This window comes from Sphingobium sp. FG11, from assembly GCF_057809915.1.
This window is the reverse complement of record NZ_JBMDKW010000009.1, coordinates 100281-116652: the sequence shown is the minus strand read 5'-3', so window position 1 is coordinate 116652 and position 16372 is coordinate 100281. Positions and strand designations below refer to the sequence as shown.

Here is a 16372-nt window from a genome sequence, read left to right as displayed (position 1 = left end):
ATCGGGAGGGCCCATGGGCATGATGGACGACATACCCCGCCTGTCGCCGGAAATGGCGAGCAGGAAGAACCAGGTCCTGCTGTTCATCCGCGCCTACTTCACCACGCACGGGGTCGGGCCGTCGCTGAGCGAGATCGCGGCGGCTGTCGGCACCAATCGGTCACGCGTACAAGATGCGATCCGCAAGCTGGAGCGCGAACAGCGCGTGCACCGCCAGCCCGGAAAGGCGCGCGGGGTGCGGCCGATCAGCGATCATGCCGAAACGCTGCGAAAGCTCGAGAAAATGGGCTACGTTTTCAATTCGCCGATGCCGCTGCTCGATATCGACGCGGGGGACAGGCTGATCGTCACCGACTCGACCGTTACAAATGCGAGCCTCCCCGACCCATGCGCGCGCGCGCATGGTGCGCGCCGGCAGGGGGACGCGACGAATGGCGAAAGCGAAGAAGGCACGGGCAGCAAGGGGCGGCGCGCCGACGACGGCGACGAATTCGCCGCAGCATGAGGCCTGGGCAAAGCGCCACCCGGCGCGCGCGGCGCAGGAGCGCAGTTTTCGCAAGGGTCGCGCCGTCCTGCTCGACAACTGGTCGCACAAGAACGCCGGCACACCCGAAACACACGAGGCGGTCTCGACGCGCCGCACGGGCGCGATCGCGCGACTGCATGCGTCGGGCTATCTGAACGACGATGAGCTCGCCTGGGCGGAAGAGATCGCGGCGATGGCCGAGCGGATCGCCGCCGACGTAACGGTGCGCACCGCTAATCTGGAAGGACGTGTCGACAAGAGCCGGCATGGTGACGCCTTTTTCGAGGCGCTCGGCGCTGTGTGGCGGGAGATGACCTATTCCCGCTGGCGGGCTCAGCTCAAGGGCGCCGAAGCCGGCGTATTACTCGACATCGTCGTGCGCGATATCGGCGTCGCCAGCGCGGCCGCGGCGCACGGCATGCATGTGCGTCGGGCGAAACGCCTGCTGACCGAGGCATTGGCGTCCTGGGCGGCGATCCATCGCCGAGTGCGCGACGAGGTGAGCGCGGCCGACCTGGCGGCGGCGCATGCGGGGATTTTGTAGAAATCAACGGCCGTTACAAAAACGAGCCTGCCCAAATGGTCACGGAAGTGCCAAATCCGACCCCGCCAGAATTGCGTCCCCGCCGCACTTCGATCCCCGAGCCCGCCCTCCCCCGAGTGGCGGGCTTCCTTATTCCCCCGCCGTTTGAGGAGCAGAGCCATGGCCCATAACCATCGCTCAGCCCCTCCGCCAGTCGCAAGTCACGCGCCCCGTTCAGAACGGCGCGCCACGCCTGCGGGCCTTGCCGACGCCCTCGAGAACCCGCGCGACGATCTCGACCGGCTGATCGGCGACCTGCGGCTGGCTACCCGTTTCGGCACGGCCGACTTCGACCGGTTCGAAGAGCGGATGCAGATGATCTGCGCCGCGATGATCCAGCCATTCCGCGGCGCGCGATCGCCAGCTGCGCCGGCGCTGAGCGAACAGCGCGACGGCGACACGTGCAGCGCCTGGTACTGAAAGGCCCATCCCATGAGCAGTCTGACCCGCCGCCTCGAGATCCGCAGCCTCAAGGCCCGCGGTTTCGCGCGGACGCCCTATCGCATCGTCAAGGACGCCGAGGGGCGCGAGCGCCCGCAGCTGGTGGCGCGCGGTGGCTTGATCCTCGATCCGCATGATCAGCCGGTCGGCCATCGCTGGCCGCGTATCGTCGACATGCGGGCGAGGGCGGTGTCGTGATCGTCGACGTTTCTGTCGCGCAGCTCGATATGAGCGATCCGGCGCGCGAGGTCCGGATTACCATCGGTGCATTGCAGGCGCTATTGGATGCCGCTCGGTTTACCCGCGAAGCAGCCGATCGCGTCATTGACGCAGTTGGCCGCACTCCATTGGGCCAAATCCCGTGAGCGACGTTCAGTCTGTCGGCACAGCCAGCGCCCCGGTTATGGGACGGGACGACGGCGTTGCGCCGCTTCTGACCGGCCGGCGCGAGATCGACGGGTCGGTCTACTGGATCCGCGACAGTTTCCGGGTCATCGGGTCGAAGCGGTATATCCGCCTATATCAGCGGGCCAACGGGCAGGCGCCGTGGCAGTCGATCACGATTGACGTGTCGGCGGGATGAGCAATCACGATGCCGCTGGCAGGCGCTTGCGGCGGCGGCTCGAGCAGCTGGCCGAAGCTGCCGATTGCACCATCGACTGGATCGAGGTGTGTGATAGGCAGTTCGACACGGCGTGTTTCTATGGCGGCCGTCACTGCATGACGCTGCTGGTGGGTGGCCTGGCATGTACGCCATGGGTAGCCGCGCTGGATGACGAGGCGGTGACCGTGCCCGGCCATCTGCTGGTGCAGCTGGACGTGATTCGCGCTGAGGACAGGGGCGAGCAGCTGCTCGTCGAGGTCGAAGCGATGACCGTGAAGGAAGCCTAGATGAAGCATATCCTTGCCTTGACCGCATGCCTGCTGGCGATCCCGCTGGCGGCCTGTGAGAACGCAGCAGATCGGTGCGCCAAGGCAGCCAACCCAGTCGAATGCATCAAGGTGGCGGATGCTGGCGGTAGCATGACCGACTATCTGACCTATGGCATGGCGGGTTATATGCTCTCCAGTGCCATTAACGGCAGCGGCCAGCGTCAAGCCGTGATCGTACCCGATCCTGGCTATCGCGGCTATCGCCGGCCGATCCCCAGCTATCAGGCCAGCCGAAGCTATGTGCGATCACGCACGGTCACGACCGTGACGCGCTACTCGCCCTCGCGGACGTCGTTCGGATCGAGCGTCTACCGCTCGTCGGGCTTCAGCTCGCGTCGCCGATAGCTAACGCCTCAGGCATCGACCTCGGGCGAGGGATCGACCGGGTCGACCCCGGCACCCCCCCCCGTCTGGGTCCTCCCCAGGCCCTGCGAGTACGGGGGGACGAGGCGTATAACAGCGGCAGCTACGAAGTGTGAAAGGTGTCCGCACCTGAAATGTCCGCAGATGCCAAATTCGTCAGCATTCGGGAATTTGCGCGCCTTGATGGGTGCGATGATGCGCTCGTTCGCAGGGCGATAAAGGAAGGAAAACTGTCGGTTTCCGCCGACAGAAAGTTGGATGTCGCGCTGGTCGGAACCGGATGGCGTCGCGCCAATCGCAAGGCCACTCCGGCTGCGGACAAAGGTGCGGACAAGCCGGGAAAGTCCGCAACTCAGCCGATAGAGACCATATCCGCTGCGATGGCGCTCTCCGGGCTTGGTGATGAGGATTTCGTCGCCGCCGTTCTGGGCGGAAGGTTCGCGATCACCGGCGCGGCTGAAATGGTCAAAGAGAACGCTCTTGCCGGCAAACATCTCTTGCAGATGCGCAAGGACGCCGGCGACGTTGTCGATCTGGAGGTGGCCGAGGCCGTGCTGTTCGAGCAGGCGCGCCAGATCCGTGACGCCTGGATGAATTGGCCCACGCGCGTGGGGCCGCTGATCGCGGCCGAGCTCGGCATCGCTGCCGACCCGGTCGTGGAGGCGCTCAATACTCATGTCACGCAGCTCCTCAACGATCTTGGAGAGCCCGACGCGGACTGGGCAGGCACCGAAGGATGAGCGGCTACATCGCGCCTGGCGCCGGGGACTGACGCCGCCGCCGCGCATCAGCGTACCGGACTGGGCCGATCATTGCCGGTATCTCGCCAAGGAGGCGGGCAGCACGTCCGGCAAGTGGCGGACATCGACGGTCGAGGCATCGCGCGGGCCAATGCTCGCGGTGACGGAACCCGGCGTTCATATCATCACGCTGATGGTGTGCACGCAGCTGATGAAGACTGCGTTCATCGAGAATATCGTCGGCTTCAAGGCGCATCTGGATCCGTGCCCGATGCTGCTGGTGCAGCCCAAAGACGAGGCGGTCGAGGCGTTCAGTAAAGAGCGGATCACGCCGTTGATCCGGTCGACGCCCGCCCTGCGGAAGCTGATCGGATCGAAGAAAAGCCGGTCGGCCGACGAGACGTTGACCTACAAGGCATTTCCGGGCGGCTTCCTCGCGATGGTGGGCGCGGGGTCGCCGGACAATCTGGCGCGCCGGCCTGTCGCGGTGACGCTGTACGACGAAACCGACAAATATGTCATCACGCGGGAGGGCGATCCGATCGGCCTGGGCGACGAGCGCCAGGCCACCTTCGCCAATTACCTGTCGGTGCGCGCCTGTTCGCCGACGATCGAGGGCGAAAGCCGCATCGAGACCTCCTATCTCGATGGCGACCAACGGCAGGCGTCGGTCGAATGCCCGCACTGCCAGCACCGCAATTTCCTCGAATTTTTCCGCCATGTCGAATGGGACAAGGACGCCGACAGTGGCATCCATTTCCCGAAGACCGCGCAGATCTACTGCGAAGCGTGCGGGACCGGGTGGAGCGAAGGCCAGCGACTGAAGGCGCTGGCGACCACGCGCTGGCATCAGACGCGGCCGTTCCTGTGTTGCGGCAAGCATCAGGACCCAATGGCCGCCTATGAGGAGGCGTGGAAGGCGCCGGCGGAACAGCGACCGGCGGATCCGGTGGCCATCGTGTGGGACTGGTGGGACAGTCATCGGCACGGCGTTTATCGCGCACGTTGCAACGATTGCGGCAAATGGGTGGTCGACAATGAGCACGCCAGCTTCACGGCCGGCAAGCTGTTTTCGCCCTGGCCGAAGGATGCGCCGTCCAAGCAGGCAGCCAAGTGGCTTGCGGCGAAAGATGATCCGGACCTGCGTGTTGTGTTCGACAACACGCAGCGCGGCAGACCGCACAAGCGGGCGAACGGCAAGGACCTGAAGGCAGACGTGCTGGCGGCGCGTGCCGAGCACTGGCCCGGCGAGGTGCCGGACGGCGTCGGCATCATCACCGCCGGCGTCGATACGCAGGACGACCGGTTCGAGATCGAATTTGTCGGCTGGGGCGGGAATGAGGAAAGCTGGACGCTCGGCTATGTGATCATTCCCGGCGATACGTCGACCGACGAGATGATGGCGCAGCTGGATACGCAGCTGCTTCGCTTGTTCCGGCGGGTGGATGGCCGCGAGTTCGCGGTCGAAGCGGCATGCATCGATTCGGGCGGTCACCGGACCAACGAGGTCTATCGCTTCGCCCAGGCGCGGCTCGGCCGCAAGGTGTGGGCGATCAAGGGCGCGTCCGAACGGAACGGCACGCGCGCGCCGGTGTGGCCATCGGTCAAGCCAAAGGCACGCGAGAGGTCGAAGTTCAAGCCGGTGCAGATCGGCACCAATGCGGCGAAGGATACGATCCGATCGCGCCTGGCGCTGCTGGAGCCGGGGCCGGGCTTTTGCCATTTCCATGCCCGGCGCGAACTCGCCTGGTACGAACAGATGCTGTCCGAGCGGCTGACGCTAAAGATCATGGCGGGGAAGCGGTTCACCGTGTGGGATTGCCCCAAGGGCAAGGCCAACGAGGCGCTGGATTGCCGGGTTTACGCCTATGCGGCCCTGCAGGGCCTTATTCATTTTGGCCTTCGCCTGAACGATCGCGTCGCGGAAGTCGCGGTGCGGTGGAATCCTGAACCCGTCATTGCCGAACCCGAGCACGAGAGCTGGGGCGAAAAGGGCGGCGGCTGGATTGGTGGCGGCGAGGGTAGCTGGCTTTAGGAGGAATAAATGACCGACCCACGTCGTAGTCATGAGCTGATCCTTCAGATCGGCGCCGACACCAAGCGAGACCTCGTTAATGCGCTTCGTCAAATGGCGCTGGAAATCGACATGGATCAGCTGACGGCGGGCGTAAGCGGCGGTTACTCGTCGGGCGCGATCTATGCCTATCAACATGACCCTGCGATCACGCATGATGCCTATTTCGCAGCGCTTGAACAGAAGCTTAGAGATGCAGGCGCTCGCTGATGCCATTTTCCCAGTCCGACATCGATCAGCTCAAGACCGCGATCGCCACCGGGGCGATGCGCGTGCGCTATGCCGACGGGCGGGAGGTGCTGTATCGCACGCTTGCTGAAATGCGCGAGACGCTGCGCATGATGTCGGACGAGGTCGGCGCCGCCAGTTCGGGCGGCGCGCGCGGGTTCCTGGCGAAGTTTTGACATGACCTGGCTGGACAGCGCGATCAGCTGGCTTGCGCCGGTTTCAGGCGCGCCATGCGCTGGAGATCGTGCGCGCCTATGACGGGGCGAAGCGCGACCATCGCACGTCGAGCTGGCAGGCGACCGGCACGAGCGCCAACGGCGAAATCGCGTCTGCCGAGGAGATCGTCCGCAATCGATCGCGCGATCTGGTGCGCAATAATGGCTATGCCTTGCAGATCGTCGAGACGATCGCGGATCATGTGGTGGGCACCGGGATCGTCTCCGCGCCGCAGGGCCTGAAAGGCCGGAACCTGCAAAAGGCGAAAGATCTGTGGACCGCGTTCATCGAGACGTGCGACTGGGACGAGGATCAGGATCTTAATGGCCTGCTCTGGTCGGCCGAGAAGGGCCAGCGGGAAAGCGGGTCCGCGATCATCCGGTTCCGGCGCCAGCGTTTCGACGGGTCGACCAAGCGCGCGCCGCTGAAATTACAGCTGCTGGAACCCGATTTCATCGACACGATGAAGACCGGCACGACGCCGGGGGGCGGCTGGATCGATCGCGGGATCGAATATGACAGTGAAGGCCGTCGCGCGGCCTTCTGGCTGCTGCCCGCCCATCCCGGCGACGTCGCGACCTGGCGCGCCTTTTCGATGACGAGCGAGCGGGTGCCGGCGAACGAGCTGGCCTATCTGTTCGACAAGCTGCGCCCCGGTCAAGATCGCGGCATGCCGGTACTGGCCCCGGCGATCATGACGCTGCAAAATCTGCGCGGCTATTTCGAGGCCGAGCTGGTGCGCAAGCGCATCGCCGCCTGCATGGTGGGTTTCATCACCAGCCAGGACGAGAATATCAACGTGACGGCCCAGCACGAGGGTAAGACGAAGGACGGCGCACCGACGCAGAAGATGGAGCCGGGGCTGCTGCAGCGTCTGCGGCCCGGCGAGGATATCACCTTCAACTCGCCTCCCGGTGATTCAGGCGTCGATGCGATGGCCACGCAATATCTGCGCGAAAGCGCAGCGGCGGCGGGCGTCATGTTCGAGCAGGCGACGGGCGATTTCAGCCGGATCAACTATTCCAGTTTTCGCGCCGGCGGGCACGGCTTCAAGCGGCGGACCGAGCGGCGGCAATGGGCCTTCGTTCATAAGGTCAGCAATCCGGTGGCCGCACGCTTCACCGAGGCGGCAATGGCGGCGGGGCTGCTGCCGGCGGCGATCGGTAGCTGGCGGCACACGCCGCCCGGCTTTATTTCGGTCGATCCAGACAAGGATGCCAAGGCCGACCTCGCCAATCTGCGCATGGGCAAGGTGGCGCTGAGCGAGCTCGTAGAAGAGCGCGGTTGGGATTATGTCGAGCATCTCGACCGCGTCGCGGCCGATCTGGACGCCGCAGACAAGGTGCTGAAAGGCGCGATGTTCGATGGCGATCCGCGCAAAGTGCTGAACCAGGCGAAACCCGAGAGCGACGCCAAGGACAGCAAGCAGGACGACGCCGCGCAGGCGGCCTGATCTTCTGGAGATATCATGACCGACAAACCGAAGGCGCCGCCGGTGTCCGCGCGGACCTGCGCGCCCAACGTCACCCTAGACGGACGCCCCGTTGGTCGAATCGACATTCTCGACGTCGGCCGCGATCGGGCGATGCGCGCGCTGCTGACCCGCAGCCCTGCACCGGAGGGCGGCGACCCGGAGGAGCGCCGCCAGCCCATGGTCGGCGGGCGCGGGGTGCGCAGCCTGTCGGTGTCGCCGGGCAGCTATGACGCCGCGGCGCGCACGGTCGAGGCGATCCTGTCGGCGGGCACCGCCGTTCGCCGCTACTGGTTCACCGAAGAGCTGGAGATCAGCGACGAGGCGATCGACAGCGCGCGCGTCGCCGGTGGCGTCTGCCCGTTGCTCGACACGCACAATCAGTATCAGCTCGATGGCGTCATCGGCCGCGTTCTTTCCGTTCGGATCGAAGACGGTCAGCTGATCGGCGTTCTACACTTTTCCGATACGCCAGCGGGTCGCGACATCGAGGCGCGCGTCGCCGCCGGGGAGATCCGCGCGATCTCCATCGGCTATCGCGTCATCAAATGGCAGATCACCGCCACCGACGACACCGACCACGAGACCTGGCGCGCCGTCGCCTGGGAATTGCTGGAAGCCAGTTTCGTCCCCGTTCCCGCAGATCCGAACGCCGTGGTTCGATCCGCACCGCAGGACCCTTCGCACGGAAATCAAGAGGAAGACGATATGCGACGCAACCTGACCGGTGGCGCGGCTGCGCCCGCGCCTGCCGCCACGACTGCAACCGAACCCGCTCCGGCGACCCGCTCCGAACCCGCCGCGCCCGCCGCTGCTCCCGCACGTTTGCCCTTGATTAACGGGCGAAGCGATTTGGTCACTGCGGCCGGGCTCTTCACCTCGTGGCCAATCCCATCGGCATAAGCGTAGATCTCTTCGATCCGCTGCCGCAGCCTCTTTGCAGTTTCGACCGCTCCGCACGCTTCGATCGCCTTCAGGCGCTGGAGCACCATTGCCTTTGTAATCTGGCTCAGCGGCACCGATCCCAAATGCGGGAAAATATCCTTCTCCAAGCTCGCCCTCACTCCGTGCGCGTGTTTGCCGCTCCACCGGGGGCGCTGCTCTTCGAGCCAAGCTTCGGCCATCGACCGTAAGGTGGCCGCTGAATCGACCAATTGCGCAGCCGCCCGTTGCTTCTTCGCTATGGAAGGGTCGATTCCCTTCGCGATCAACCTGCGCGCCTCGTCGCGCGCATCCCGCGCCTCCTGCAACGTCATGACGGGATAGCTGCCCAACACAAGGCGCTTTTCACCTTGGCGATCCAATATCCCAAACGCCATGAGCGATGGCCGGTCTTGGAAACATAGAGATAAAGGCCCAAAGTATCCGCAAGACGGTAAACTTCGCCTCGCGCGACCGCTTTCCTGTTTCCTGCAGGCGAGATCGCTCAACATTTGACGATGACCCCGCGTTTCGCGCCCGGTGTCCCGAGCGTGCCCCCAAATTGATCGCGCTTGCTGGCACCACCATGCTACAGAATGCGACACTAATATCCTCGCATTGGCACGGTTTTCGGTCGAAATGCAACGACTTGCATCGTGATGCTACAGCAGATTGGCGGAAGAGGTGGGATTCGAACCCACGGACGGGTTGCCCCGTCGCCGGTTTTCAAGACCGGTTCCTTAAACCACTCGGACACTCTTCCACGCCGTTTCGGGGCTGGCAGCTTACGACAGGCTTATGGGCGAAACTGCCCGGCAAACCTGACCTGCACTAACCCCTTGTAACCATACTCCTATTTCCGCGCACAGGCCACAAGCTCCGGTAGCTTTCAAGACCGCGGCAATCGGCATTCCGCTACCCTTCCGCCAGGCGCTAACTAGCGAAGCCGCCCAGCAAGCCAAGCATAAAATCACGCGAAGGGGAACGGTGCGAGCGGTTCGGGAGTGCGTCCCCCGTCACAAGGGATGACGAGGGACGCATCCGGAGGGCTGTCGGGCGCTCTGGACCAGCGTTCCCTAGGGTCAACCGGAAAATTTGTCATCCCCTATTTCGGCTAAAACTATGAACTTTCGGTCACATTGTTTCAATATAGGCAACGGCTCCATGCTATGCCTAATGTGCATTAACCTTTGTTGTCGGATAATTTCAACCGATTGAAATTATCTGTTAACGACGGCAATGGTCCGCCGGAACTCGGCGGCGCCCGGCTTCCCCCGGTCCTCGCTTCGTCGTTCGAAATGAATAAGGCAATTCACCTTCCCTTACGCCTGTGCGAGAACGGGCGGCAGGGAGATTCTTGATGCGTTCGCCGATCCTGTTTCTGTTGCTGGGCATGGCCGCCCTATCGGCCGGCGGACTGGCGACCCACAGCGTCATGGCGCAGGAAGGTGGCGATTTTCGCTCTTATCTGGAGTCCCTACGTTCCAAAGCGCGCGCCATGGGCATTCGGGATGCGACGCTGGATGCGGTTTTTCCGACGCTCACGCTCAACCCGCGTGTCGTGCAGCTCGATCAGACCCAGCCGGGCGGGGGGGCTTATTCGCCGATCCCCAATTTCGAACCTTATCGCAGGCAGCATGTCGACGCCGCCCGCATCGCGCGCGGCCGCACCGCCTATCTCGCCAACCGGACCCGGCTCCAGCGGATCGAGGCGCAGACCGGCGTGCCGGAGGAGATCATGGTCGCGATTTACGGCCATGAGACCAATTACGGTTCCTATACCGGGGATTTCGACCTTATCCGTTCGCTCGCGACGCTGGCGCATGAAGGTCGCCGCCGCGCGCTGTTCGAACCGGAACTTCTGGCGACGCTCAAGATGCTGGACGATGGCGTGCCACGCAGTCGGCTCGTGGGCAGTTGGGCGGGGGCGACCGGCTATCCCCAGTTCCTGCCATCAGTATATCTGCGCGTTGCCCGAGACGGAGACGGCGATGGGCGAGCGGACATCTGGACCAGCGAGGCCGATGCGCTGGCGTCGATCGCCAATTATTTCGTCAATGCCGGGTGGCGGCGCGGCGAGCCATGGGGCGTCGCGGTGTCGGTGCCGGCCGGTTTCGACCGGGCGCGGGTGTCGGCTCGCACGGACCCCGCCCGCTGCCCGCGCGTGTTCAACCGTCATAGCCGCTGGCTGACCATGGCGGAGTGGCGCAAGCTGGGCCTGTATCCGGCAAGGGGTGCCTGGCCCGGCGATATGATTATGGCGACCTTGCTGGAGCCGGATGGGCCGGGCAAGACCGCCTATCTGTTGACGGGCAATTATCGGGCGATTCTCGACTATAATTGCTCCAATTTCTATGCGTTGTCGGTGGGGTTGCTGGCTGATGCGATCAAGCAATAAAATCATGCGGCCTCTGTTCGGCCTGTCCCTGTTCCTCGCCCTGCCGGGCGTCGTGCAGGCAAAAGGGCCGCCTCCGCACGCCGCAGCCGGGCAGGGCGGCGCGATGGTGGCTGACGAGCCGGTGCAGATCGGCGCGCCCTATCAGGTCGGGAACAAGACCTATACGCCGGAGGATACCGCCGGTTATGACGATGTCGGCCATGCGCGCATCTATACCCCCGATACCGCAGATGAGACGACAGCCAATGGCGAGCGTTTCATCGCGGACGGGATCACCGCCGCGCACCGGACATTGCCGTTGCCCAGCTATGTCGAGGTGACGTCGCTCGATACCGGCAGGACCATCCTCGTGCGGATCAATGATCGCGGACCCATGACGGGCGAGGGGATCATCGCCCTGTCGCCGGGCGCAGCGGAGCAACTGGGCATGGCTGGTGACGCATTCGCGCCGGTACGCATCCGCCGGGTCAATCCGCCCGAGCAGGAACGCGCCGTCCTGCGCGCTCATGGCCGCGCCGCCGAGCGCATGGACACGCCTGCGTCTTTGCTCGTCGTGCTGCGTCAGCGTCTGGCTCCGCCAGCCCTTGCCGCCGCACCCGTCGCCAGTACGATTGCGCCACGGGGCAAGCCCCGCCCCGGCGCCACCTTTACGCCGCCGCCCGTCCGGTCCTCGCCGCCCGTCGCCGCGCCGAAACCGGCGCAGGCTGCGTCCGACCCGTTCGTCGTCGAAGGGGAGGGCGCGTCACCGCCTTCGCCGTCGCACGCGCCAGCGCCAGCGCGGATTTCTCCACCCGCTGCTCCCCGGACAAGTACGGGCAGCTACGTGGTTCAGGTCGCCGCCTTCTCGACGCAGGCCCGCGCTGAGGCGCTCGCCCGCAAGGTCGGCGGAAGCACGACACAGGCAGGCAAAATCTGGCGCGTGCGGCTCGGTCCCTTCGCAACGCAGGCTGCGGCGCAACAGGCTGTGCGCTCTGTTGCCGCCAAGGGTCTTGAGAATGCCCGCATCATGGCTAATGACACGCCATAAGCATCCGCGTCCTGTGCGAATCCATCCCGTTTTGAAGGCAGTCCCATGAACAAGACCCTCGCCGCAGCCCTTGCCCTCGCAGCCATGGCCCAGCCGCTGACGGCCGCCGCGCCGCCCTATACGAGCGAGGCGCCGATCGCTTATATGAAGGACCTGTCGTCGGGAGCGGTGCTCTATGACAAGGGCGGCGAGACGCGGATGCCGCCGGCGTCCATGGCCAAGATGATGACCGCCCATGTCGCCTTCCGCCTGATCCAGCGCGGCGAGCTCAAGCTCGACACCAAATTCACGGTGCGCCCGGAAACCTGGAAACAGTGGCACGGGCCGCAGGCGGGATCCACGATGTTCCTTTCCGTGGGCGAGCAGGTTTCGGTCGAAAATCTGCTGCATGGCATCGTGACCTTGTCGGGCAATGACGCTTGCGTCGTGCTGGCCGAGGGGATTGCCGGGACCGAACAGGCCTTCGTCGCGCAGATGAATGAGGAGGCCAAGCGCCTCAAGCTGACCAACAGCCATTTCGGCACCAGTAATGGCTGGCCCGATGAAGGCGTCACCTATGTCACGGCCGAGGATCTTGCCCGGCTGGCGCAGGCGACGGTCGAGGAAACGCCGGAACTCTACAAGAAATTCTACGCCACGCCTTCCTTCACATGGGGCAAGACCATGGGCGGGACGGACATCCAGCAGGCGAACCGCAACCCGATCCTGGGCAAGATTCCCGGCGCGGATGGCCTAAAGACCGGACATACCGAAGAGGCCGGGTTCGGCTTTACCGGATCGGCGGAACAGGATGGCCGGCGCATCGTGATGGTGGTCGCGGGCCTGCCCACGTTCAACAGCCGCATCAGCGAATCCGTCCGCTTCATGGACTGGGGCTTCAAGGCGTGGAAGGCGCAGCCCCTGTTCAGGAAGGGTGCGACCGTCGAAACCGCCGAAGTGCAGCAGGGCAGCGCCAGCACCGTCTCGCTCGTCGCGCCGCAGAATATGGCGGTGACTTTGCCGCGCAGCGCATCATCCAACATCTCGGTCAAGGTCGCCTATACCGGCCCGATCAAGGCGCCCATCGCCAAGGGGCAGAAGATCGCCGAACTGATCGTGTCCACGCCCGACACCCCGCCGCAGGTCATGCCGCTGGTCGCCGGGGAAGATGTCGCCGCCGCTGGCGTATTCGGCCGGCTCTGGAACGGTTTCAAGTCGCTGTTCGGGTGACGCCGGGCCGTTTCATCACGCTGGAAGGGGGCGAGGGGGCCGGAAAATCGACCCAGCGCGCGGCGCTGGCGGCTGCTTTGCGGGGCCATGGGCTTGAGGTCGTGGAAACCCGCGAGCCGGGGGGCAGCACTGGCGCGGAGGCAATCCGCGAGCTGCTGCTGACGGGGGTCGCGGATCGCTGGAGTCCCCGCACCGAAGCGCTGTTGTTCGCGGCCGCCCGCGCCGATCATGTCGAACGAACAATCCTGCCCGCGCTCGGTCGCGGGGACTGGGTCGTGTCGGATCGTTTTCTCGACAGCAGCCGCGCCTATCAGGGCATGGGCGACCTGACCGATGCCGATATTCTAACCCTGCATCGCATCGGCAGCGCGAATGTGCTGCCGGATCGAACGCTGGTCCTGACCCTGCCCGAAAATGAGGCGGAGGCCCGCGCCAATGCGCGCGATGGCAACGCCGCCGACCGGATCGGCGGACGGGATCGCATCTTTCATCGCCACGTCGCGCAGGCTTTCGGCCAGATCGCCGCGATGGAGCCGGAGCGGGTGAAGATGATCGACGCGGCGGGGGAGGCGACGGCGGTTACGGATCGCCTGCTTGATGCGTTGGCCGATCTTCTGCCATGACGGCGCTCATAGGCCATGACGCACAGGCCCGCATGCTGCTGGCCGCGGCGGCGGGCGATCGTCTGCACCATGGCTGGATATTGAGCGGGGCGCGGGGCATCGGCAAGGCCGCTTTCACGCGCTCTATGGCCATGCGCCTGCTGGCCGACGCAGCCGGGCCACAGGTTACGGGCGAGGGGCTGGAGGTGCCGGTGGATCATCCGGTTCGTCGCCTGATCGAAGCGGCGGCGCATCCCGATTATGCCGAGCTTGCGCCGCTGGAAAAGGACGGCGTGACCGCCCGGAACATCAGCGTGGATCAGGTGCGGGGATTGGGGCGGCTGATGCAATCGGCGCCTTCGCTATCGAACCGGCGGATCGTCGTCATCGACAGCGCCGACGATCTGGAGCGCGGGGCGGCCAATGCGCTGCTCAAATCGCTGGAGGAGCCGCCCGCCGGCATGTTGTTCCTGCTGGTCAGCCATGCGCCGGGGCGATTGCTGCCGACCATACGGTCACGCTGCCGTTCGCTGCGGTTCGATGGCTTGTCCGACGAGGCGATGGACGCCATCCTGCGCGCGGAGGCGCCTACGCTGTCGACCGCGGAGATCGAAGCGCTCGTCCGTGCGGGCGAGGGCTCGCCGGGTCGTGCGCTGCGTTATGCAGGTCTCAGCCTCGCAGAGATCGAGAAGGCGCTGCTTGCGCTTGCCTCGCACGGCGATGCGGACAATCGCGAACGGCTGGCCCTGGTCAAGCAATTGTCGCTCAAATCGGCACGCCCGCGTTATGAAGCTTTTCTGGAACGCGCACCGGCCTTTATCGCGCAGGCGGCGCGACACAGAACAGGCGCCGCGCTGGGACAGGCGCTGCACCATTGGGAGGCGGCGCGGAAACTGGCCTCAGGCGCGGTGATTTTGGCGCTGGAGCCGGGAGCGGTGATATTTGAGCTGGCGGGGCATGTAGCGGCGCTGGCGCGTGACGCTGGTTGAACTGAAGCCGTCGCGCGGGCGCGACGCGGGCTGAAAAGCGGCTTTGCGCTGCTGGCTTCTGCCGCTAGGGATGGGCCATGTCAGAGCCATTCACGATCACCACCGCCATCAGCTATCCCAATGGCCGTCCCCATATCGGTCATGCCTATGAGGTCGTCGCCACCGACGCCATCGCCCGATTTCAGCGGATGATGGGCCGGGACGTATTCTTCCAGACTGGCACCGACGAACATGGCCTGAAAATGGCGCAGGCTGCGCGTGGGCGCGATATGGAACCGCGCGCTCTCGCGGATGAAATGTCGAGCCATTTCAGGGAAATGAACGAGAGGTTGAATATCAGCCATGATCGTTTCATCCGCACGAGCGAACCCGATCATCATCGCGCGAGCCAGGCGATCTGGCGGGCAATGGAGGCCAATGGCGACCTGTATCTCGGTCGCTACGAGGGCTGGTACTCGGTCCGCGACGAAGCCTTTTATGATGAAAAGGAAATTGTGGACGGAGAGGGCGGCGCAAAGCTGTCGCCGCAGGGCACGCCGGTCGAATGGACGATCGAGGAAAGCTGGTTTTTCCGCTTGTCAAACTATCAGGAAAAACTCCTGCAACTCTATGAAACTCAGCCTGATTTCATTCGACCGGAAAGCCGCCGGAACGAAATCATGCGCTTCGTCGAGGGTGGACTTTCCGACCTCAGCATTTCGCGCACCAGTTTCGACTGGGGCGTCCCGGTGCCGGGCACAGATGGCCATGTCATGTATGTGTGGGTCGATGCGCTGACCAATTATCTGACCGGCTGCGGCTATCCTGACGACGACGCGCGGATGGCGCGCTACTGGGCCGAGGGTGGCGACATCACGCATATCATCGGCAAGGATATCGTGCGTTTTCATGCCGTTTACTGGCCAGCTTTCCTGATGAGCGCAAAGCTGCCCTTGCCCCGGCAGATATTCGGCCATGGCTTCCTGCTGAACCGGGGCGAGAAAATGTCGAAGTCGGTCGGCAACGTCGCCGATCCGATCGCGCTCGCTGACCGTTTCGGCGTCGACCAGCTCCGCTATTTCCTGTTGTCCGAAGTCACTTTCGGCAATGACGGCAGCTATAGCGCGGAGGCGATCGTGCAACGCTCTAACAGCGACTTGGGCAACGCTTTTGGCAATCTGGCGCAACGCACGTTGAGCTTCATCGCGAAGAATCTGGAGGGGCGGCTACCCGCAATCCATGGTGCCGATCCGGCCGATGCTGATTTGCTGGCGCTGATCGATCGCGTCGTGCGGACCGATATTCCCGCCGCCATGAACGATCTGGCGCCGTCGATCGCGATCGACGCCTGGTTGCGCGCGGCCTTCGCCTGCAATCAATATATCGATGCGCAGGCGCCCTGGGGCCTGCGCAAGACCGATCCGGAGCGGATGGAAACCGTGCTGGCGACGCTCTATATCGCCATCGCCCGGCTGGCCGTGGCGATCCTGCCCATCATCCCGGCCAGCGCCAGCGCCCTGCTCGATCATATGGGCGTGCCGGCGGCGCAGCGCGGCTACAGCGCGATCGGCGATGATTGGTACGGCCCGCTTCGCGACAGCGGCTTTACGCTGGCCCCACCCAAGCCGCTATTCCCGCGTCTGGAACTGACGGAAGCGGATGCCTGATCCGA

Annotated in this window: 20 protein-coding genes, 1 tRNA gene and 2 pseudogenes; 21 read left to right on the top strand and 2 right to left on the bottom strand. The window is 64.6% G+C overall.

All coding sequences use genetic code 11. The features are described 5' to 3' along the window. Positions 1-13 precede the first annotated feature (13 nt). The 14 genes from ACODSN_RS10020 to ACODSN_RS09955 all read left to right on the top strand — a co-directional run bounded on the left by ACODSN_RS10020 (position 14) and on the right by ACODSN_RS09955 (position 8478). Positions 14-505 carry a LexA family protein gene (locus tag ACODSN_RS10020; protein WP_489055046.1) on the top strand — a complete coding sequence of 164 codons (492 nt, stop codon included), beginning with the start codon at positions 14-16 and terminating at the stop codon, positions 503-505. Further along, positions 432-1070, top strand: coding sequence for a hypothetical protein (locus ACODSN_RS10015; RefSeq protein WP_489055044.1), 639 nt, complete (start codon positions 432-434; stop codon positions 1068-1070). The genes ACODSN_RS10020 and ACODSN_RS10015 overlap by 74 nt, the downstream gene beginning before the upstream one ends. Positions 1071-1229: 159 nt before the next feature. Next, positions 1230-1529, top strand: a complete 300-nt coding sequence (locus ACODSN_RS10010; RefSeq protein ID WP_489055043.1) for a hypothetical protein — start codon at positions 1230-1232, stop codon at positions 1527-1529. Positions 1530-1541: 12 nt separating this feature from the next. Beyond that, positions 1542-1748 (top strand): hypothetical protein, encoded by a 207-nt coding sequence (locus ACODSN_RS10005; RefSeq protein WP_489055042.1) that lies wholly within the window; start codon positions 1542-1544, stop codon positions 1746-1748. After that, the gene (locus ACODSN_RS10000; RefSeq protein WP_489055041.1) at positions 1745-1915 is read left to right on the top strand and encodes a hypothetical protein; all 171 of its coding nucleotides are present in this window, start codon (positions 1745-1747) and stop codon (positions 1913-1915) included. The genes ACODSN_RS10005 and ACODSN_RS10000 overlap by 4 nt, the downstream gene beginning before the upstream one ends. Then, positions 1912-2133 (top strand): DUF3164 family protein, encoded by a 222-nt coding sequence (locus ACODSN_RS09995; RefSeq protein ID WP_489055040.1) that lies wholly within the window; start codon positions 1912-1914, stop codon positions 2131-2133. The genes ACODSN_RS10000 and ACODSN_RS09995 overlap by 4 nt, the downstream gene beginning before the upstream one ends. Further along, on the top strand, positions 2130-2441 hold the full coding sequence (locus tag ACODSN_RS09990; RefSeq protein WP_489055038.1) for a hypothetical protein: 312 nt from the start codon (positions 2130-2132) through the stop codon (positions 2439-2441). Before ACODSN_RS09995 ends, ACODSN_RS09990 begins: the two co-directional genes overlap by 4 nt. Beyond that, the gene (locus ACODSN_RS09985) at positions 2442-2828 is read left to right on the top strand and encodes a hypothetical protein (RefSeq protein WP_489055037.1); all 387 of its coding nucleotides are present in this window, start codon (positions 2442-2444) and stop codon (positions 2826-2828) included. A 152-nt stretch (positions 2829-2980) separates the two neighbouring features. After that, a complete protein-coding gene (locus ACODSN_RS09980; protein ID WP_489055036.1) occupies positions 2981-3586 on the top strand; it encodes a hypothetical protein in 606 nt (201 codons plus the stop codon). Then, positions 3546-5621, top strand: coding sequence for a phage terminase large subunit family protein (locus tag ACODSN_RS09975; protein ID WP_489055034.1), 2076 nt, complete (start codon positions 3546-3548; stop codon positions 5619-5621). Before ACODSN_RS09980 ends, ACODSN_RS09975 begins: the two co-directional genes overlap by 41 nt. A gap of 9 nt (positions 5622-5630) precedes the next feature. Further along, positions 5631-5870 carry a hypothetical protein gene (locus ACODSN_RS09970; RefSeq protein ID WP_489055033.1) on the top strand — a complete coding sequence of 80 codons (240 nt, stop codon included), beginning with the start codon at positions 5631-5633 and terminating at the stop codon, positions 5868-5870. Next, positions 5870-6064, top strand: a complete 195-nt coding sequence (locus ACODSN_RS09965; protein WP_489055031.1) for a phage head-tail joining protein — start codon at positions 5870-5872, stop codon at positions 6062-6064. The genes ACODSN_RS09970 and ACODSN_RS09965 overlap by 1 nt, the downstream gene beginning before the upstream one ends. 32 nt (positions 6065-6096) lie before the next feature. Further along, entirely contained in the window at positions 6097-7557 is a 1461-nt protein-coding gene (locus ACODSN_RS09960; RefSeq protein WP_489055030.1) for a phage portal protein, read from the top strand. Between the two features lie 15 nt (positions 7558-7572). After that, positions 7573-8478, top strand: a complete 906-nt coding sequence (locus tag ACODSN_RS09955; protein WP_489055029.1) for an HK97 family phage prohead protease — start codon at positions 7573-7575, stop codon at positions 8476-8478. 14 nt (positions 8479-8492) lie between these two features. On the opposite strand, the pseudogene ACODSN_RS09950 reads toward ACODSN_RS09955, so the two are convergent. Together ACODSN_RS09950 and ACODSN_RS09945 are read right to left on the bottom strand one after the other, a co-directional pair. Beyond that, a pseudogene (locus ACODSN_RS09950) lies at positions 8493-8894 on the bottom strand (tyrosine-type recombinase/integrase); the annotation flags it as partial. 275 nt (positions 8895-9169) lie between these two features. After that, positions 9170-9259 (bottom strand) — tRNA-Ser (locus tag ACODSN_RS09945). A gap of 597 nt (positions 9260-9856) precedes the next feature. On the opposite strand from ACODSN_RS09945, the gene ACODSN_RS09940 reads away from it, so the two are divergent. The 7 genes and pseudogenes from ACODSN_RS09940 to metG all read left to right on the top strand — a co-directional run bounded on the left by ACODSN_RS09940 (position 9857) and on the right by metG (position 16367). Continuing rightward, positions 9857-10894, top strand: a complete 1038-nt coding sequence (locus tag ACODSN_RS09940; RefSeq protein WP_489055027.1) for a lytic murein transglycosylase — start codon at positions 9857-9859, stop codon at positions 10892-10894. Next, positions 10851-11303: pseudogene (locus ACODSN_RS09935) on the top strand (septal ring lytic transglycosylase RlpA family protein); the annotation flags it as partial. The gene ACODSN_RS09940 and the pseudogene ACODSN_RS09935, both read left to right, overlap by 44 nt. A gap of 117 nt (positions 11304-11420) precedes the next feature. After that, positions 11421-11921, top strand: a complete 501-nt coding sequence (locus ACODSN_RS09930; RefSeq protein WP_489055091.1) for an SPOR domain-containing protein — start codon at positions 11421-11423, stop codon at positions 11919-11921. A 45-nt stretch (positions 11922-11966) separates the two neighbouring features. Next, entirely contained in the window at positions 11967-13130 is a 1164-nt protein-coding gene (locus tag ACODSN_RS09925; RefSeq protein ID WP_489055026.1) for a D-alanyl-D-alanine carboxypeptidase family protein, read from the top strand. Further along, complete coding sequence (gene tmk, locus ACODSN_RS09920; protein WP_489055024.1) at positions 13127-13753, top strand: dTMP kinase; 627 nt, start codon at positions 13127-13129, stop codon at positions 13751-13753. Before ACODSN_RS09925 ends, tmk begins: the two co-directional genes overlap by 4 nt. Beyond that, entirely contained in the window at positions 13750-14721 is a 972-nt protein-coding gene (locus tag ACODSN_RS09915; RefSeq protein WP_489055023.1) for a DNA polymerase III subunit delta', read from the top strand. The genes tmk and ACODSN_RS09915 overlap by 4 nt, the downstream gene beginning before the upstream one ends. A 77-nt stretch (positions 14722-14798) precedes the next feature. Beyond that, a complete protein-coding gene (gene metG, locus ACODSN_RS09910; RefSeq protein ID WP_489055021.1) occupies positions 14799-16367 on the top strand; it encodes a methionine--tRNA ligase in 1569 nt (522 codons plus the stop codon). The last annotated feature ends 5 nt before the right edge of the window (positions 16368-16372 follow it).

Excerpts from the sequence above, each read along its gene's own strand:
- ACODSN_RS09980 (WP_489055036.1), top strand. The coding sequence starts at position 2,981 with ATGTCCGCAGATGCCAAATTCGTCAGCATTCGGGAATTTGCGCGCCTT.
- ACODSN_RS09990 (WP_489055038.1), top strand. The coding sequence starts at position 2,130 with ATGAGCAATCACGATGCCGCTGGCAGGCGCTTGCGGCGGCGGCTCGAG.
- ACODSN_RS10015 (WP_489055044.1), top strand. The coding sequence starts at position 432 with ATGGCGAAAGCGAAGAAGGCACGGGCAGCAAGGGGCGGCGCGCCGACG.
- ACODSN_RS09970 (WP_489055033.1), top strand. The coding sequence starts at position 5,631 with ATGACCGACCCACGTCGTAGTCATGAGCTGATCCTTCAGATCGGCGCC.
- metG (WP_489055021.1), top strand. The coding sequence starts at position 14,799 with ATGTCAGAGCCATTCACGATCACCACCGCCATCAGCTATCCCAATGGC.
- ACODSN_RS09985 (WP_489055037.1), top strand. The coding sequence starts at position 2,442 with ATGAAGCATATCCTTGCCTTGACCGCATGCCTGCTGGCGATCCCGCTG.
- ACODSN_RS10005 (WP_489055042.1), top strand. The coding sequence starts at position 1,542 with ATGAGCAGTCTGACCCGCCGCCTCGAGATCCGCAGCCTCAAGGCCCGC.
- ACODSN_RS09925 (WP_489055026.1), top strand. The coding sequence starts at position 11,967 with ATGAACAAGACCCTCGCCGCAGCCCTTGCCCTCGCAGCCATGGCCCAG.
- ACODSN_RS09955 (WP_489055029.1), top strand. The coding sequence starts at position 7,573 with ATGACCGACAAACCGAAGGCGCCGCCGGTGTCCGCGCGGACCTGCGCG.
- ACODSN_RS09940 (WP_489055027.1), top strand. The coding sequence starts at position 9,857 with ATGCGTTCGCCGATCCTGTTTCTGTTGCTGGGCATGGCCGCCCTATCG.
- ACODSN_RS10020 (WP_489055046.1), top strand. The coding sequence starts at position 14 with ATGGGCATGATGGACGACATACCCCGCCTGTCGCCGGAAATGGCGAGC.
- ACODSN_RS09965 (WP_489055031.1), top strand. The coding sequence starts at position 5,870 with ATGCCATTTTCCCAGTCCGACATCGATCAGCTCAAGACCGCGATCGCC.
- ACODSN_RS10010 (WP_489055043.1), top strand. The coding sequence starts at position 1,230 with ATGGCCCATAACCATCGCTCAGCCCCTCCGCCAGTCGCAAGTCACGCG.
- ACODSN_RS09915 (WP_489055023.1), top strand. The coding sequence starts at position 13,750 with ATGACGGCGCTCATAGGCCATGACGCACAGGCCCGCATGCTGCTGGCC.
- ACODSN_RS09930 (WP_489055091.1), top strand. The coding sequence starts at position 11,421 with ATGGACACGCCTGCGTCTTTGCTCGTCGTGCTGCGTCAGCGTCTGGCT.